This is a genomic window from Xylanibacillus composti, from assembly GCF_018403685.1.
GTDB lineage: Bacteria > Bacillota > Bacilli > Paenibacillales > K13 > Xylanibacillus > Xylanibacillus composti.
Window position 1 is genome coordinate 14905 of record NZ_BOVK01000013.1, and the last position, 16200, is coordinate 31104.

Consider the following 16200-nt stretch of genomic DNA (forward strand, 5'->3'; position numbering starts at 1 on the left):
CCTTGCTCATGGAGCGAGGTTCTTTGCGTTATTGTGGAAGTATCGAAAATTCGAGTATATAAAGCGAGGAAATCATGAGACTATTCATAGATATATTCACTTTTTTTGTAGGACCTACCTTACTAGCATACCTGCTGATTAGGCTAAGTCTGATTAAATGGTTTAAGGTGAGAGTCGTCAAGGATGCACTCATCCTGTTATTTGTCGCATATGTAGCGTTTGTTTTATTTATCGTCTGGTTTGACCGCTCTATTCCTACTGATTATTTACTATTTAATCTGGTCCCTTTTTATACGCTGTACGAATACTTCAGTAGAGGATTTAATCATATAGCGGTCGTAAATATCTTAGGCAATTTGATCATGACCCTGCCTTTTGGCATGTTTGCGTATTTTAAAATTAACGTGATACCGAAGTTGAATATATTCTGGTATTCGCTTTGTATTCCAATCATCATTGAACTGGGGCAGCTTGTCATTTACATGTCCGGATATGGCATGAGATCGGTAGATATTGATGATATCATACTCAATTCGGCAGGCATTCTGATCGGATACTTCATAGTAAATAGTTGTTTTAAACGATTTCACTGGAACCAAGAAAGGATACTTAGATGGATTTACTAAATGCTAACTTTATTACCAAAAAATATAGTTCGGCTAGCACACAAGCAGAATTGCAATCGTTATCTTATAAGTTCAAAAAGGGTAATATCTATGTGATAAAGGGGAAGAGCGGTTCGGGCAAATCGACATTGCTCAATATCCTGGGCGGAATGGATAAACCGACTTCAGGCAGTGTTTATTATAAGGGAAGATCATTCTACGAGCTGTCGGATAAGGAGCAGTCCATTATTCGAAATAAGGAATTTGGTTTTATATTTCAGTCCTTTAACCTAATTCCAGAATTAACAGTGCAAGATAATATACATATTCCAAAGTACTTCAATAAGGACTTACAAATAAGCAGTTCAAGTGTAGAAGACTTGTCGCACGAACTTGGGATCTATTCGATATTGCATAAGAAGCCACCACAGTTATCAGGCGGTGAACAGCAGAGAGTGGCTATAGCCAGAGCACTGATTACCAACCCCGAAATTATATTTGCTGATGAACCTACCGGGAATTTAGATCTTGCCAATACTACAAAGATTGCAGATCTTCTGGTTTATTTAGTTGCAAGCAGGAACAGCACACTAATTCTTGTGACGCATGAACAAAATTTGATAAAGCATCCGCATATAGAGTTGACATTACAAGATGGAGTTTTGAAAGCAGATGAAGCCAATGTTTAGTCTCGCTATGCGATTGCTGTACGCTAGGAAAAAATGGATGGTATCCATTGCCGCGATTTTTGCAATCGTCATTTCGTCAGTCGTATCAATATTTACTTCGACTGAAACTATCAAAATAAGTATTCAGCACCAAGCATTCCAACGATACGGTGAGTTTTCAGGAATGCTGTACAACATACCGAATGGAGAATTTCATTTATCTGCTGGACACAAGTACGCAGAGTATAAATTGTTTGATAAAATACGGTTTTCTAATAACTTGAATGTGAATATTGGATGGGCAAGTGCAGATTATTTTGAAATGGGTCATATTTCACTGCTCTCAGGCGATTATCCAAGTGAGGCTAATGAAGTAGCCATTGAATCTTACTATCTGGAACAAATAAGTCCGTCTTGGAAGATTGGACAGACACAAGAAGTGCATTTAGGAAATGAAACATTTCATTATAAGTTAGTAGGTATTATTGAAAATTATTCGTCCAGGTGGACATCGGTCGATTCAAATTATCCGAACATTTTTCTTGCAAATTTTGAATCAGCTGAGAGCCATTATTTGATTGGCTATAACAGGAATTCGAGTTTTGAAAAAAATCTGAAATCAATACAAAAAATAATAAGTGATATCGGCGGCCATGGATATATAAATGAAAGACTCTTTTATGTAGGATTGAATGATTTAGTAAATATAAGTGTCATTACCTTCGCGGTAAAGCTAGCTATTTTGGTCGTCGCCTCCCTATCTATATTCACTACATTCTCTTTCTTTACTGTGAATCAAGGCTCCAAATTAGCAGTATGTAAAGCGCTGGGTTGTACAAATAAGAAGCTGTACACGATTATAGCTTTACAAACCATATCTATTTACATGTTGGGTACTGTCCTTTCCATACCGATCGTATATGTCTTGAACAAAATAATCATCGGTAGGACATATGGGCAAATCGGTATTCCTGAGGGCGTGTTTGGCTCAATCATTGGAACTGCACTTCTATGGTTAACTATACTTCTAATCATTGTGCTCTGTTTGTCCTATTATTCTGCAAAAGGCATCATGTCAGGAAACATCAGCAGGTTCTTAAAAGGTGAAGTAAACTCAGGATCTGATTCCGGTTATTTTGATAAGAATATAGACAACTATAATCTCAAGCTTCTACTTATCCAGATTCAATCCTTTCCTAAGCATGCGATTTTTTGTGTCTTGACCTTAACTTTATCGATTATCGTTGTTTTGTTCTCAACAACTATAGCTAAAGAATCCACGGGTCTGTGGACTACAGATATTGATTATTACTTGACGTCACAAGAATCAATTCAAAGTACCCGATATGGTAATCATACAGTAGTGCTGTCAAAGGGTTTAACCTTTTCACCCAGCGATGTTAAGGAGGTTGAACAGCTTGAAGGCATTCGCCATGTTGAGAAAATCCCATATATGTTTGATGTACAGAGTAGAATCAGTACAGGCTTATTAACGCCGAGCATTAAAAAATGGGTTGATTCATCTGATGTGGATACAATCACAAATACAGCGTTACTTAGAAATATCCACTATCGATTAGATGATTTGAAAGATACCAATAGCGATAATCCTCAAGAAAATATTGTACGCCTCCATATTCCGGGCATCCAACCCGATGAGGAAGTACGGTTGCATGGTAAGTCAATTACGCTTTCAAAAGCGGTGAAAAACGAGGATGAATACGAGATAAAGGAATGGGATTTCATTATTGAGGAAGTAATGGACGATTATGAAGCAGGTGAGCATCAGGCAGCACTAAAGAAAGGTATAACTATTGTTTTAGATGAGAAATATGCAATAGAGAATGAAATTACGCTAGGGTATCAAGATATTTTTATCTATACGGATGATAGTTTAGACAAAGAGATACATGCCAACATTTACAATAAGGTGTATGCATTATCAGAAGGTATACCAGGAAGTTTGTTCCAGTATATACCTGACCTTTCTTACGATGGTTCTAGGATAATCGAATTATTGATTTTTTTGGGCAGACTGAGCTTTTTTATTTCACTGGTACTTTCAGTTGCCAGTATATATGCAGTGATAACAGGCAAGTTTCATATTAGAAGAAGGTACTGGGGGATATGCAGATCTTTGGGCATGAGTTTGAACAAAGTTTATTTGCTGATGCTTTATGAAGTGGTTCTTTATTTTGTGCTGGCGTCCCTGTTGAGCAGTCTAATCTATTATTTATTTTTATTGACTATTCATATATCGTACCCAATTCTAAGTTATGCTTTGCTAACCATTACAACATTGGTTTCGGTATTTGCACTGTTATTGGCAAGTACAATAGCGATGAAATTCAGTCTGGACAGGCATTCCATAGCTTCACTTCTAAAAATAAACGAATGAATGTTGGAATGTGTAAAAAAAACCGCAACCGCGCGCACATCGTACGCAGACGCATTCATCTCTTCGGACGATAGCGCGACGGCTTCAGTATCGGTAGTGTGAGAATCAGGCAAGCTTCTCCCCGAGCCGCTTGACGAGGCGCAGCCAGTTGCCGCGCTGCTGCTCGGAAGAGGAGCTGACCGGCGTAATATCGGTGATGCCGACTGTCTTGATGCCGCAAAAGCCTAATATATTGCGTCTCATAACCAGATGTCCTGCCTGTCGGTAGATGAGCCGATTGTACCATTTCGGCGTATCCGACGTAACGATAAGACGCGCTGTCTTCCCGGTGAGCAGCTTATCCCACAAAGGGGAATTGTCGCGATACCGATAGGCAAAGCCGGGCAGGAAAGTCCGGTCGAAAAATCCCTTCAGGATCGCTGGCATCGTTCCCCACCATGTAGGGTACACGATGACGAGGTGATCGGCCCAGCGTATCCATTCCTGCGCCTGCTTCAAATCTTCCTCCAGCTCCATCCGCTTGCGGTACCCGTACTTCAAGATCGGTTCGAAGGAGAGCTGACTCAAGTCCAAGCACCTCACCTGGGCAGAATTGCTTGACGCTCCCTCGATATAAGCGCGGGATAATGCGCCGCTGAAGCTCTCCGCATCGGGATGTCCGATGATGACAACGATTTTTTTGTTCTTCATGTTCGTTCTCCTCCATTGATGGTCTGAATCGAATAAACAGTAGTGTTAAGAATGCGCTGTTCAGTACATGCCTGCTTTTGTGTTACGATAGGGGCGGGGATAGTTCCAATCATAGCGTTTGCATGGCGGATGCGACATGATGAAACACGCAGAAATAGTAAGGATTCGCGCAAGCGGACGTTTTGCCTTAAGGAGTGGATAGACAGTGCGCTCAGACTATGGTTTTGCCATATCCATGCTGTACCCGCTCAAGAAGTCATTGCTTATGCAGGGCTGCGATTTTGAGCATGTTTGTCGTCAAGTCGGTTTTGATGCGGACAGGCTGCACGATCCGGAGGACCGTATCGATGAAGAGGATTTGATCCGCTTGATGTACGAGGCGGCTGCGCATACACAGGATGACCACTTTGGTCTGCACCAGGGAGCACTGACGGACGTCTCGGACTTGGGCATCCTGGGCTATGTCATGATGCACTCGGCGAACGTCAAGGATGCGCTTCAGTGTTATCGGCGCTATCACGATATATTGTGCAGCGGTTATAACATGGATTGGCAGGTGCAGGGGAATGAGCTGCGCCTTTACTTTCTCCATGTGCATGCAAGCAATATCTCCAGGCATTGTATGGAAGACATGGTGAGCGCCGTATTCCATTTGCTTGGCCGCATGGCTAGCCGTCCTGTTCCGGTACGGGAGCTTCACTTTCGGCACGAGCCTCCTTCGGATGTATCGCCGTATACGAAAATCTTCGGGATCGTCCCGCGTTTTTCCGCCGCACACAATATGCTGCTCGTGGACAAAGAGGTGCTGGATTACCCGATTTTGTATGCAGATGCACGACTGCGCCGCACGTTCGAACCGATGGCGGAATCTATGCTGGAGCAGCTTGTTCAGGGCAAGGTATTTACAGATAAGGTGGTTCAACATATGATGGATTGCCTGCCTGCAGCATTCCCGAGTCTGCCAGAGACAGCGCGGGCTTTCGGATTAAGTGCGCGGTCGCTGCAAGCAAGGCTGAAGGAGGAGCAGACGACGTATCAGGAGCTTGCTGCTCAAGTTCGCCGGGAAATAGCGGTCAGCTATTTGCGGAAGCTGGATTACTCCATTGCGGAGATTGCCTACTTGCTTCACTTTTCCGAGCCAAGCTCGTTTTCTATGGCGTTCAAGCGGTGGACCGGACTGACGCCCGGACAATACCGTGATCAATTGCTGCGTCAGACAGGTGCAGGATAGGGCTGTGAGAAGGGGTCATGAGCAGCCAGCGAATTTCGCCAAGAGCGCTCTACCCTCACTTCCGCAATAAGCAAGAGCTGTTTCGCCATGTTTTGGAAGGCGTTCAGCGAGAAGTGGCCGATCAGGTAGAACAGGAAGCGGCAAAGGGAGCGGACGTATGGGAGCAGCTCTTTATGGGCTGCCGCGCCTTTGTGATGGCGGCTGTAACTGAGCATAACAAGCGAATCATGCTGATCGACGGCCCTTCGGTGCTTGGCAGGGAAGCATGGACGAGCGGCACTCGATGCGCTTGCTGCGCAGTCAGCTGGAACTTATGCAGCAGGTCGGTGCGCTCAAGGCCGGTTCAGTGGAGGCGATGACGCAGTTTTTGTCCGGCGGGCTGAAGGAAATGACGCTTTGGCATGCGCAGGAATCGGCTCAAGAGGGCCGAAAGATTAGTTTGGAGGAGACCATGGCGGTTATTTCGCTGTTTTTGGAGGGAATTAGACGGCGGGCAAGTGCGGAAAGCCATTCATAAATGCGTGGGCGACAAAAAAAGGCTGCTCCGTCGTTTCAGGCGGAACAGCCTTTTTCAGCATGTTTATCGTGCAGCAGCGATTGATTTCGCCTTATAGAGCCAGGAGCCGAGCAAGAAGGTTGCCGCGCCCCACAGCGCCAAGATGCCGAGTCCGCTCCAGAGCGAAGCTGAGCCGAGTCCTGTTGCGTATACCATGCTTTCCCGCAAATTGTCCACGAAGTAAGTCAAGGGCAGGAAGACGGCAACGGGCTGCAGCCACTCTGGCATCGTCTCTACCGGGAAGAACACGCCGCTCAGGAACATCATGAGGAAGCTGGCAATGTTGGCCATGCCCATGTAGGCTTCCGTCGTCTTGCTGAAGGATGAGAACAGATAGCCCATCGCATTGAAAGACAAGGCGCCGACCAGAAAGACTAGGATGAGACTCGGCAAGTGCAGATGCAAGGTCGCCCCAAATGCCAATACGCCGATAAGCGACAAGACGATAATCTGGACGAGTCCGAATATCATGCGCATCGTCATGTCGCTGAGCCCGAACAAGCTCATCTTGGCGGGAGTCATGCGGAGGCGCTTCAGCAAGCCTTTGCGCCGCATCTCGACCATATCGACCATGCCGAACAAGCCGCCTTGGGCAATCGCCAGCGCGATCATGCCAGTCAGGAGGAAATCTTCATATTTCAAGTTTTCGTTGCCCGAGGAGACCGCTTCAAATTGCAGCTCATACGTTGGCGCGGCGCCAGCGGCTGCCAGGTTGGCTTGTTGCACCAGCTTGTCGAGAATGCCGAAGATCGCCTGGGTCGATACCCCTTGCTCCTGCTCTTTGTTCACAATCAGCTGCAGCGTATGGACATCTTCCGCATTCGGCAGCACGATTGCAGCTGTTACGTCTTTTTCCTTCACCCAATGGTCTGCTTGCTCTTGTGAAACAGGCTCCCCAGACTTGACCTCAAGGGCAGGGATTTGGCTAATTTGCTGAAGCAGTGCTTGCGAGACGGCATTCGGGTTTTCCTCTACTATTGCGACCTCGGCGCTAAAGGAACTATCCGAGCTGCCGCTGAAAATCAGCATGAACAGCACCATCAGAATAATCGGGAAGAAGATGCCCCAAAACCAGGCTTGCTTCTCCCGCAGTGTGATCTTCAGATGCGAGACGAACATCTTGGAAAATTGTCTGGCGTTGTTCAATTCAATCCCTCCATTCCTTGCCTGTGAAGGCGATGAACACGTCCTCCAGGCTCATTTCCCGAATTGAGACCTGCTCTACCCGATAGTCCTTCTCCTTGGTGAAGCCGAACAGCGCATACAACGTATCCTCCGGCTGCTTCGACCACACCTTTAGCGCGCTTCCATCCCGGTGTGTCCGCACCACGGATGGCAGCTCCTGCGCAAAGTGCTGCGCATGGGCGGCAGACTCCTCTCCATGAATGAAGGACAGGCGAATCTCGCGTTCCTTGGTCAGTCGATCAATTAAGGCGGACGGCGTATCCAGAGTCACTACCTTGCCTTGGTCGACGATGCATACCCGATCGCTTAGCTTCTCCGCCTCCTCCATATAATGGGTCGTCAAGATCGTAGTCTTGCCCATCTCCTTCAGCTGGAGGATAATGTCCCAGATATTCCTGCGGGCTTGCGGGTCTAATCCGGTCGTCGGCTCGTCGAGAAAGATGATCTCCGGGTCGTTGATCATGGCCAAACCTATAGCGAGCCGCTGCCGCTGGCCGCCGGACAAGGATTTAACATGCTTGCCGCGGTGGTCAGTGAGGTTGATCATCTCCAGCACCTCTGCGACAGGCCGCGCTTTGACATAGAAGGTTGAGAACAGCTCAAGGTTCTCCTCCGGCGTCAACAGATCAAACAGCGCGCTGGACTGCGGCTGCACGCCGATCATCATCTTGATTGCCTGCTCGTGGCGCTCCCAAGTCCGGTCGCCGAACACAATTTGACCGCCGTCCGGGACCGTCAAGCCTTCGATCATTTCCAGGGTAGTCGTCTTGCCTGCCCCGTTCGGGCCAATGATCGTGAATACTTCGCCGGCTTCCACCGCAAAGCTGATATCCTCCACCGCGCGGACCGCACCGAATGATTTGCGCAAATGGCTTACTTCCAATACAGGCATTAATCATTCCCCTCGCTTCCATCAATTGTGATTCGTTTCTATTATAGGGGATGCACGCGAGAGGAGATAGCTTCGCAAGAATGAATCTGGGTACGCCTTAAGTATGAGGGGGAAACCATAATATGTATTTTTCTCTAAGGGGGGTGGGGAAAAATAGCTCGCGGGAAGCGTTTCGAGTGCAGTTCAGCCATCGCGCTGCTCACTTGTTCTCATACTGTTGCTGCGGAAAAAAAACCGCTTCCGCTCATTTCCGCAGCAGCAGATAAATGAAATAAGGCGCACCAAGCAGGGCAACCATGATACCAGCTGGGATGCCGTCCGGTTCAAGCAAGTTGCGCCCAATCGTATCGGCTATAAGCAGCAGCCAACCGCCGAGCAGCAAAGCAAGAGGGAGGTGCATTTGGCTTCGCGGGCCGATCAGTGCTTTGGCCATGTGCGGAGCCATCAGTCCAACAAAGGCAATGCCCCCTGTAATGGATACCGCGGAGGCGGCAAGGGCGACGGCAGCAGCAAATAGCTGCATGCGCTCTTTGCTTACGGCAACGCCAACGCCGATGGCGGCAGGTTCATTCATGCCGAGCAAATTGAGCGTACGGCATTTGTACAGCACAAATGGAACGAGGAAGATTAGCCATGGCAGCAGTGCCCAGATAAATGGCCAGTCCGTTCCCCAAATATTGCCCGCCAGCCACTTGGCGATGAACTCGACCTTCGTCCGTTCGGCTGAGGAGATCAGCACGATCATGACTCCAGAGAGAGCCATGGAGAACCCGACTCCTGTCAGCACAAATCTGATGGGCTGCAGCCCCGTGTGCTTCTGGTAGGAGAAGAGGTAGATCAAGCTGGCAGCGGCAAATGCGCTGATAAACGAGACGAACGGCAGCATATAGACAAACAGGCCGGCATGGATCGGGAAATACAAGTAAAACAAGGCCATCCCTACGCCTGCCCCCGAATTGATGCCGATGATGCCGGGGTCAGCCAAATCATTGCGCGTAATCGTCTGCAGGATGGCGCCGGACAAGGCGAGCGCCATCCCCGCCAGGAGCGTGACGAAAATGCGCGGCAGACGAACGGAGAACAAGGCAAACTCTTCTTTGAACGTTCCTTGGCCGAATAAAGTCGGAAGCAGTCGATCATAAGAGAGCGAAGAATAGCCCAGACCCGCGCTGACAAAAATGGTCAGCAGAATAAGCAGAAACAAGGAGACGGTCATCCATCGCTGTCGGCGAATCATAGCTGGATGCATCATGAGAACGCATTGCCCCCTTTGCGAACGATGATGAGAAAGAATGGGATGCCCATCATGGCAATGATGGCAACGACCGGTGTCTCAAAGGGCGCGTTGATGGTGCGCCCGATCGTGTCCGCCAGCAGCATGAAGGCAGCTCCCGCAATGGCGGACATTGGCAGAACGAATCGGTAATCGGTTCCGACGAGTGGTCGTACCAGGTGCGGAACCATCAAGCCGATGAATACGAGATTGCCGACTAGCGCGACAGAGGCGCCGGCGAGCAGAATAATGATGCCGAACAGGGCGAGCTTGACAGCTCGAATATTTTGCCCCAGCCCGGCGGCAACCTCTTCATTCAAGCTGAGGATCGTAACTTGTTTGGCCAGCAGCAGAGCCAGCAGTACACCTGCCGTGATAAACGGAACGATGATGCGGAGCTGATCCCAGGTTGTGCCGATCAAGCCGCCGGCTGTCCACATGGAGACGTCCTTTGAAATGTTGAAGTAAAGGCCGATGCCGTCGGTTACAGCATAGAGAAAAGCGGAAATTGCCGCGCCGGCCAGCACGATGCGAAAAGGCGAAAATCCCCCGCGCTTCATGCTTCCGATACCGAAGACAAGCAGAGAGCCAAGCGCAGCGCCGACAAGACTTGCGATCATGATCCAGAACGTGCCTGCACCTGGAAACACAGTGAGCATCACCGCAAGCGCAGCGCCTGCACCTGCAGTCAAGCCCAGCAGACCGGGATCGGCCAGCGGATTACGCGTAATTCCTTGCATAACCGCGCCGGATACGGCCAGCGCAGCACCTACGAATGCAGCTGCAATCTCGCGCGGCAAACGCAGCTCGCGAATAATGGACAAGTGGTCCGGTGCGTCTTTGGACACAAGTGCGGTCCACACGTCCTTCAGGGAAGTGTCTGCCGCCCCCAGCGTCATGGCCGCGATGAACATGCACGCAAGCAAGAGCAGGCCAATCCCAAGCGTAACCGGGAACGGGATAGGTTGTCTGTGTAAGGTCTTCATTTGTTTCATCCTCTGCAAGTCATAATACACAAAAAGAATGTAATCCAGCCAGCCCTTTATCCAAGGTCTAGTCTTCACCGAGGAAGCTTTTTCGGAAGAATGCCAGCTGATGTTCGAGCGTCAGCGCATCATTGAAATAAAATGATCTGGAATCGACTTCAAATACCCGGTTGTTTTTCACCGCAGGTATATTCCGGTACGTATCTGTCTCCATGAAGGAGTTGTCTGTTTCAGGATGCTTGCTGAACACCAGATAATCGCCTGCGAATTCAGGCAGCACTTCCAGCGACAGTGCATAGTAGCCTGCCTCCAGCGCCATTTCCTTGACCTTTTCCGGCATTTGCACCCGCATTTCCTGATACAGAATTTCCGTCCCTCGCCCCCAGTTGTCACCGAAGACATAAATTTGCTTGTCGAAGTTTTCGATAACGGTGACAGTTGACTCTTCGCCAATCTTGGCACGAATCTCGTCTCCCGATTGGCGGGCGCGCTCACGGAATTGGTCTACCCAAGCTTGCGCTTCTGCTTCCTTGTTCAGCAGCTTGCCAATTTCGATATGCTGGGTGAGATAGTCAACTTGGTTGTATGTAAACGTAACGGTTGGGGCAATTTCATTCAGTTTCTCTATGTTGTTCATCGTGCTGAAGCCGATGATCAAGTCCGGTTCGAGCTCGATGATCTTCTCCAGACTTTCCTCTGAAACTTCTTCTACGTCCTTCAAGGCTTCTTCAAAATGGGGATTAGTCTTGGACCAGGAATCGACTCCGACCAGATTCACGCCCAGCTGCATGACATTGCCCGTGAAGGAAGCCAGAACGATGACGCGCTGCGGATCAGCCGGCACTTGGATGGGACCACGCTCTGATTCATAGATGATCGTATCAGGCGAATTTTCTCCAGCAGCGTTGCTGTCGCTGCTCTGTTCGTTGTTGCTATGCTGGGCACCGGTGTCGACCGGAGGAGCGGCGGTATTACTGCCGCATGCGCTAATAACTAGCAACAGCAGCAGGATGAAGGGCATCCAGATTTGTTTCGGTTTCATGTTGATTCTCTCCTTTGATCAAATTGTAGGTAACGCACATAGGCTTGTTCGTTCTGGGATCTCGGCCAATTTCGGCATCAATGTGAAATACATGGCGCAGGACATCCTTCCGCATAACTTCCTCTGCGCTTCCGGCTTTTACGATGCGGCCATCTTTCATGGCGATCAAATGGTCGGCAAACCGTGCGGCCTGATTGAGGTCGTGGAGCACCATGACAATGGTGCGCCCCTGTTCTTCGTTCAGCTTCTGCAGCAGCTCCAGCACTTCCAATTGATGTGCCAAATCGAGGTAAGTCGTCGGCTCATCGAGAAAGATCATATCCGTTTCCTGAGCCAGGGCCATCGCAATCCAGACGCGTTGCTTCTGTCCGCCGGACAAGGCGTCGACTGGACGGTACTTGTAATGCAAGGTGCCGGTTACCTCCATCGCCCAATCGATAACTTCGCAATCCCGTTTGCTCAACCTGCCGAGTCCCTGCTGATAGGGGTATCGGCCATATGAAACAAGCTCGCCTGCCGTCAAGCCGCTGGCAGATTCCTGAGTCTGTGGAAGAATGGCCAGCTTCTTGGCGATCTCCTTCGTCTTTTCTTGCATGATCGGCTTCCCATCAAGAATGACCGCGCCTGCCTGAACCGGAATAATACGGGTCATCGCCTTAAGCAATGTGGACTTGCCGCAGCCGTTGGGTCCGAGTATCGTCGTGATCTGCTGATTCGGAATGGTCGCCGTAAGCTCCTGAATAATTCGGTGCTCACCGTAGCCGACTTGTAGTTTATCCGCAAGTAATCGCAAAATCGTACACCTCCATGTGTTGGAATAAAAGGGATAAAACCCTTGCGATCAGAGACCTGATTGAAGACAAAGGACTATACCGGGAAGAAAGGAAGCCAATAGTGCCGAAGCGCCAGACACAATGACTCGGACTAAAGCCATCATTTACGTGAGAGCATGTAAGGTAGATCCAACAAGCCCAATCGATAATGATTATCAATATCACATTGAATACTATAAATTCAGATGATTTTGATTGTCAACCACTTTTTTTCGGCCAGAAGCAGTTGATTAATGAGCATGGAGCTTCTATAATCATATGAGAATGATAATCATTCACATTCATATTGTACAAACGGATGGTGATCGGATTGAATCCGGAACATATTTATGACGTAACAGTTATAGGCGGAGGGCCTGCGGGACTTTATGCAGCGTTCTACAGCGGACTTCGCGAGATGAAGACCAAGATTATCGAATATCAGCCCCAACTAGGCGGCAAGCTGCATGTGTATCCCGAAAAGATGATCTGGGATGTGGGCGGATTAACGCCGCTGCCCGGCGCCAAGCTGCTGGAGCAGCTTGTGTCGCAAGGGCTGACGTTCGACCCGACGGTCGTCCTTGGGGAGAAGGTGGAGGCAATTCAGCGCGAGCCCAATGGCCTCTTCGTGCTTCCGACCGCATCCGGCCAGCTCCATTATTCCAGAACCGTCATCGTTGCGATAGGCAGTGGCATTTTGAATCCGCACAAGCTGGAAATTGAGGGTGCCGAGCGCTTTGAAATCACCAATCTGAACTACACAGTGAAATCGCTGAAGCAATTCAAGGATAAGGTGGTACTCGTTTCGGGAGGAGGAAATACCGCGGTGGATTGGGCGAATGAGCTGCTGATGGTTGCGCGAAAGGTAATTGTCGTGCACCGGAAGGAAGCCTTCTCCGGTCATGAAGCCCAGGTTAAGCAGCTGCTGAACAGCAAGGCTGAATGTCTGTTGCACACGACGATTACGAAGCTGATCGCAGGCAAGTCGCATGAGCGTATTGAACAGGTTCAGCTCACCAACAAGCAGACAGGCGAGGTCTTTGCACTCGAGGTTGATGAAGTTGTGATCAATCATGGCTATGACCGCGACAGCTCATTGCTGGATTGCAGCGAACTGCCAATTGAACGAAAAGACGGGTACTACATTGCAGGCAATGCAAAGAGCGAATCCTCGATTGAAGGGCTGTACGCAGCCGGGGATATTTTGAGCTACGAAGGAAAGGTGCACCTGATTGCAGGTGCTTTTCAAGATGCGGCGAACGCAGTGAACCGGGCGAAGCAGTTCTTGGAGCCGGGCGCTGGCAGCACGGCAATGGTTTCCTCTCACAATGAGCGGTTCGCAGAACGCAATCGGGCATTAATCAGGCAGTTGATGCGTTAACATGCAGCGGCGCTTATTCGAACCGGCTGATTGGCTCGGAGGCGCAACATGGCGCGGGCGTGCAGCCCGGTACCATTGATAGCAAAAAAGGATGATCATGGCAGCCCCAACCGCATCGCCGCCATAATACATAAGCTGGCTTCCCGCTGTCGCTTGGTCAAGCGGGACGCCTTTCGGAGGATGGGCGTATAGATGCTTGGCCAGGATGCTATGGCCTGCCGAGGCCAGCAGCAGCACAGCGGCCCGGTAAGCAAATCGGGTTCGGTGCGGTGTCGGATCGATCGGAATGATGGCAACGGTATAGAGATATCCGGCTATAAAAAAATGAGCGTGAATGAATAGATGCAGCAGCAAGTTGTGATGCATGGCTTCGTATACGGGTGTTGCGTACAGCCCCCACAGTCCGCCCACATGCAAGAATGAAGCAAGAAGCGGGTCGCCCAGAATGCGCAATGGGCGGCTCTTTAGCGTGCACGCAAGCTTGCGTGCGGCATTTGTTGAGATCGTTCGGTATAATAGAGAGAAGGGAGCGGCAAGAGCGGCCAGGAGCGGCGCCACCATGCCAAGCAGCAAATGAGCCAGCATATGGGCAGCAAAATCTGCGTGCGCCTTCTCTGCCAAAGGTCCTGCTAATGAGACAGCAGCGCTAAGCATTGCTGCGCTCCATAAGGCAAGGCGATAGAGGGGAACAGGCTTGCCGCGCAGGCCGGATATGTACATAGCCGTGATATAGAGGACGATGGAGACTAGGCAGATTCCGATAACCAATGCGCCCCAATGCCAATCGCTTGCAGCCTGCAGCGGTTCATGCCCGACGTGCATCGCGCTGACCTCCCGTCTGCATGGAGGAACGGGGGCGACGCCCGATTAGTGCTCCGCCTGCCACGATCATCAGCAGCGCAATCCCATTCCAGACCAAATCATAATAGAAGACATGATCCACATAGCGAATTTGATGAATGCCCATGACTTTATGCTGAATCAGTCCGTCGTAAAGCTGGAAGAGGCCGGCGCCTAGCCAGATGCTTCCGAACCAGCGCTTCACTTGCAGCATGTCCTTTCTGCGGAGGTCGGCGAACAGGAACAACCCGCCGATGGTGGCCAGCCAGCTGAACGCGTGGAAGAAGCCGTCGGACACTAGACCGATGCTTGTTGTGGACTTGTCATAGAAGTGATGCCAATGAAGCAGCTGGTGGAAAATCGCTTCATCGAGGAAGGCGACCATGCCAATGCCGAACAGGCCGCCAGAAACCAGATTTCTCCTTGCCGCCGTTCCATTCGATGAAGCAGTCTTATAGGAATGAGCTTGCATGCCTGCACCTCCGCATCACTAGGAAACCTTCTTCCATTCAACCAGTTTAGCCAGATTGGCGGAGAGTCAATCCTAGTTTGTCCCCATAGGTTTAATCCGGAACTAACGAGAGGATGCTAAAGAGAAAGACAGCCATTCTAATTGAAACAGATCATGGAGGATTTGCGATATGGAATATGTTTGGTTGCTAGCTGGATTTGCTCTGCTCATTTTTGGAGCGAACTACTTTGTGGAAGGGTCTGCCAAAATCGCTGCGATGCTTCGCGTCCCTCCCTTGCTGATCGGCCTGACCATTGTTGCCTTCGGCACAAGCTCTCCTGAAGCTACGGTCAGCATCATTGCGTCCATTAACGGCAGCGCGGGCGTATCGCTGGGCAATGTAATTGGCAGCAATGTGTTTAACACGACCTTGGTTATCGGCGTCACCGCCATTATCCTCGCCATCCAGGTACAAGGGGAGACGATCCGCAAGGAAATCCCGTTCACACTGCTGTCGACTACCATTCTGCTTGTGCTGATTAGCGATATCGTTTTGCAGCAGGACGAGCAAAACATGCTCACGCGGGCAGATGGATTGATTCTTCTGCTGGTCTTTACGGTATTTATGTATTACATCTTTGAAGCGGCGAAGAACAGCAGGGAGGAAGGATTCGTCCAGCATCAGCCCGCTGCCGGGGAATCGTGGGCGAAGCATATCCTGTTCAGCTTGGGCGGGTTGGGCGGCATCATTCTGGGCGGTCATCTCGTTGTCCAGAACAGCACGGACATTGCATTGGCATGGGGCATGAGCGAAACGCTGATCGGCCTTACGATAGTGGCCATTGGGACATCTCTGCCTGAGCTTGTTACCTCCGTTGCGGCGGCACTCAAGAAACAGAACGAAATCGCCGTAGGGAACATTGTGGGCAGCAATATTATGAATATTTTGTTCGTGCTCGGGGTCTCAGCGGTCATCAACCCAATGGCCGTCGAATCTACTATTGGCATTGACGTGCTGTTCCTGATCGTGCTGACTGCCCTGCTGCTGGTAGTTTCGCGAACACAATACAAGATCGGCCGAATCGAAGGAGCGCTGCTTGTAGTCTTATATATCGGGAATATGGTCTACCTGGTGATACGGGGCTAGCTTGCGTGTCAGGTTGTCGTGCGGACAATTCCCAAAGACGGAA

Annotated in this window: 16 protein-coding genes and 1 pseudogene; 7 read left to right on the plus strand and 10 right to left on the minus strand. The window is 49.8% G+C overall.

All coding sequences use genetic code 11. The features are described 5' to 3' along the window. The first annotated feature begins 74 nt into the window (after positions 1-74). Genes XYCOK13_RS22315 through XYCOK13_RS04745 form a run of 3 tightly spaced genes read left to right on the plus strand, consistent with a single transcriptional unit; the run spans position 75 to position 3671 of the window. A complete protein-coding gene (locus tag XYCOK13_RS22315) occupies positions 75-626 on the plus strand; it encodes a VanZ family protein (RefSeq protein WP_213410740.1) in 552 nt (183 codons plus the stop codon). Beyond that, positions 614-1294 carry an ABC transporter ATP-binding protein gene (locus XYCOK13_RS04740; protein ID WP_213410741.1) on the plus strand — a complete coding sequence of 227 codons (681 nt, stop codon included), beginning with the start codon at positions 614-616 and terminating at the stop codon, positions 1292-1294. Before XYCOK13_RS22315 ends, XYCOK13_RS04740 begins: the two co-directional genes overlap by 13 nt. Then, the gene (locus tag XYCOK13_RS04745; protein ID WP_213410742.1) at positions 1278-3671 is read left to right on the plus strand and encodes an FtsX-like permease family protein; all 2394 of its coding nucleotides are present in this window, start codon (positions 1278-1280) and stop codon (positions 3669-3671) included. Before XYCOK13_RS04740 ends, XYCOK13_RS04745 begins: the two co-directional genes overlap by 17 nt. A 105-nt stretch (positions 3672-3776) precedes the next feature. On the opposite strand, the gene XYCOK13_RS04750 is transcribed toward XYCOK13_RS04745, so the two are convergent. Further along, positions 3777-4361 carry an NAD(P)H-dependent oxidoreductase gene (locus tag XYCOK13_RS04750; protein ID WP_213410743.1) on the minus strand — a complete coding sequence of 195 codons (585 nt, stop codon included), beginning with the start codon at positions 4359-4361 and terminating at the stop codon, positions 3777-3779. Between the two features lie 205 nt (positions 4362-4566). Here XYCOK13_RS04750 and XYCOK13_RS04755 point away from each other — a divergent pair, with 205 nt between their 5' ends. After that, complete coding sequence (locus XYCOK13_RS04755) at positions 4567-5592, plus strand: AraC family transcriptional regulator (RefSeq protein ID WP_244864999.1); 1026 nt, start codon at positions 4567-4569, stop codon at positions 5590-5592. Here the strand turns inward: XYCOK13_RS04755 and XYCOK13_RS04760 are convergent. Continuing rightward, the gene (locus XYCOK13_RS04760; protein WP_213410744.1) at positions 5574-5807 is read right to left on the minus strand and encodes a hypothetical protein; all 234 of its coding nucleotides are present in this window, start codon (positions 5805-5807) and stop codon (positions 5574-5576) included. The genes XYCOK13_RS04755 and XYCOK13_RS04760 overlap by 19 nt on opposite strands. Between XYCOK13_RS04760 and XYCOK13_RS04765 the strand changes: the two are divergent. Further along, a pseudogene (locus XYCOK13_RS04765) lies at positions 5787-6109 on the plus strand (TetR family C-terminal domain-containing protein). The gene XYCOK13_RS04760 and the pseudogene XYCOK13_RS04765 overlap by 21 nt on opposite strands. A 63-nt stretch (positions 6110-6172) precedes the next feature. On the opposite strand, the gene XYCOK13_RS04770 reads toward XYCOK13_RS04765, so the two are convergent. The 6 genes from XYCOK13_RS04770 to XYCOK13_RS04795 form a co-directional block, all read right to left on the minus strand. Further along, on the minus strand, positions 6173-7294 hold the full coding sequence (locus XYCOK13_RS04770; RefSeq protein WP_244865000.1) for an ABC transporter permease: 1122 nt from the start codon (positions 7292-7294) through the stop codon (positions 6173-6175). A gap of 1 nt (position 7295) precedes the next feature. Then, complete coding sequence (locus XYCOK13_RS04775) at positions 7296-8225, minus strand: ABC transporter ATP-binding protein (protein ID WP_213410746.1); 930 nt, start codon at positions 8223-8225, stop codon at positions 7296-7298. Between the two features lie 244 nt (positions 8226-8469). Continuing rightward, positions 8470-9477: a FecCD family ABC transporter permease gene (locus tag XYCOK13_RS04780; protein ID WP_213410747.1), complete on the minus strand. Its 1008-nt coding sequence runs from the start codon at positions 9475-9477 to the stop codon at positions 8470-8472. Next, positions 9474-10484 (minus strand): FecCD family ABC transporter permease, encoded by a 1011-nt coding sequence (locus XYCOK13_RS04785; protein ID WP_213410748.1) that lies wholly within the window; start codon positions 10482-10484, stop codon positions 9474-9476. Before XYCOK13_RS04785 ends, XYCOK13_RS04780 begins: the two co-directional genes overlap by 4 nt. Before the next feature lie 67 nt (positions 10485-10551). After that, the gene (locus tag XYCOK13_RS04790; protein ID WP_213410749.1) at positions 10552-11526 is read right to left on the minus strand and encodes an iron-hydroxamate ABC transporter substrate-binding protein; all 975 of its coding nucleotides are present in this window, start codon (positions 11524-11526) and stop codon (positions 10552-10554) included. Then, positions 11471-12322 (minus strand): ABC transporter ATP-binding protein, encoded by an 852-nt coding sequence (locus tag XYCOK13_RS04795; protein ID WP_213410838.1) that lies wholly within the window; start codon positions 12320-12322, stop codon positions 11471-11473. Before XYCOK13_RS04795 ends, XYCOK13_RS04790 begins: the two co-directional genes overlap by 56 nt. Before the next feature lie 347 nt (positions 12323-12669). Here XYCOK13_RS04795 and XYCOK13_RS04800 point away from each other — a divergent pair, with 347 nt between their 5' ends. Continuing rightward, positions 12670-13719 carry an NAD(P)/FAD-dependent oxidoreductase gene (locus tag XYCOK13_RS04800; protein ID WP_213410750.1) on the plus strand — a complete coding sequence of 350 codons (1050 nt, stop codon included), beginning with the start codon at positions 12670-12672 and terminating at the stop codon, positions 13717-13719. Here XYCOK13_RS04800 and XYCOK13_RS04805 read toward each other — a convergent pair. Then, complete coding sequence (locus XYCOK13_RS04805; RefSeq protein WP_213410751.1) at positions 13696-14541, minus strand: cytochrome c oxidase assembly protein; 846 nt, start codon at positions 14539-14541, stop codon at positions 13696-13698. The genes XYCOK13_RS04800 and XYCOK13_RS04805 overlap by 24 nt on opposite strands. After that, positions 14525-15031 carry a DUF2243 domain-containing protein gene (locus tag XYCOK13_RS04810; protein ID WP_213410752.1) on the minus strand — a complete coding sequence of 169 codons (507 nt, stop codon included), beginning with the start codon at positions 15029-15031 and terminating at the stop codon, positions 14525-14527. Before XYCOK13_RS04810 ends, XYCOK13_RS04805 begins: the two co-directional genes overlap by 17 nt. A gap of 169 nt (positions 15032-15200) precedes the next feature. On the opposite strand from XYCOK13_RS04810, the gene XYCOK13_RS04815 reads away from it, so the two are divergent. Further along, positions 15201-16157, plus strand: a complete 957-nt coding sequence (locus XYCOK13_RS04815; RefSeq protein ID WP_213410753.1) for a calcium/sodium antiporter — start codon at positions 15201-15203, stop codon at positions 16155-16157. Positions 16158-16200: the final 43 nt, after the last annotated feature.

What these genes read in the sequence shown, in the direction of transcription:
- XYCOK13_RS22315 (WP_213410740.1), top strand. Translation starts at nt 75, where the DNA reads ATGAGACTATTCATAGATATATTCACTTTTTTTGTAGGACCTACCTTA.
- XYCOK13_RS04740 (WP_213410741.1), top strand. Translation starts at nt 614, where the DNA reads ATGGATTTACTAAATGCTAACTTTATTACCAAAAAATATAGTTCGGCT.
- XYCOK13_RS04745 (WP_213410742.1), top strand. Translation starts at nt 1,278, where the DNA reads ATGAAGCCAATGTTTAGTCTCGCTATGCGATTGCTGTACGCTAGGAAA.
- XYCOK13_RS04750 (WP_213410743.1), bottom strand. Translation starts at nt 4,361, where the DNA reads ATGAAGAACAAAAAAATCGTTGTCATCATCGGACATCCCGATGCGGAG.
- XYCOK13_RS04760 (WP_213410744.1), bottom strand. Translation starts at nt 5,807, where the DNA reads ATGCTCAGTTACAGCCGCCATCACAAAGGCGCGGCAGCCCATAAAGAG.
- XYCOK13_RS04775 (WP_213410746.1), bottom strand. Translation starts at nt 8,225, where the DNA reads ATGCCTGTATTGGAAGTAAGCCATTTGCGCAAATCATTCGGTGCGGTC.
- XYCOK13_RS04780 (WP_213410747.1), bottom strand. Translation starts at nt 9,477, where the DNA reads ATGATGCATCCAGCTATGATTCGCCGACAGCGATGGATGACCGTCTCC.
- XYCOK13_RS04785 (WP_213410748.1), bottom strand. Translation starts at nt 10,484, where the DNA reads ATGAAGACCTTACACAGACAACCTATCCCGTTCCCGGTTACGCTTGGG.
- XYCOK13_RS04790 (WP_213410749.1), bottom strand. Translation starts at nt 11,526, where the DNA reads ATGAAACCGAAACAAATCTGGATGCCCTTCATCCTGCTGCTGTTGCTA.
- XYCOK13_RS04805 (WP_213410751.1), bottom strand. Translation starts at nt 14,541, where the DNA reads ATGCACGTCGGGCATGAACCGCTGCAGGCTGCAAGCGATTGGCATTGG.
- XYCOK13_RS04810 (WP_213410752.1), bottom strand. Translation starts at nt 15,031, where the DNA reads ATGCAAGCTCATTCCTATAAGACTGCTTCATCGAATGGAACGGCGGCA.
- XYCOK13_RS04815 (WP_213410753.1), top strand. Translation starts at nt 15,201, where the DNA reads ATGGAATATGTTTGGTTGCTAGCTGGATTTGCTCTGCTCATTTTTGGA.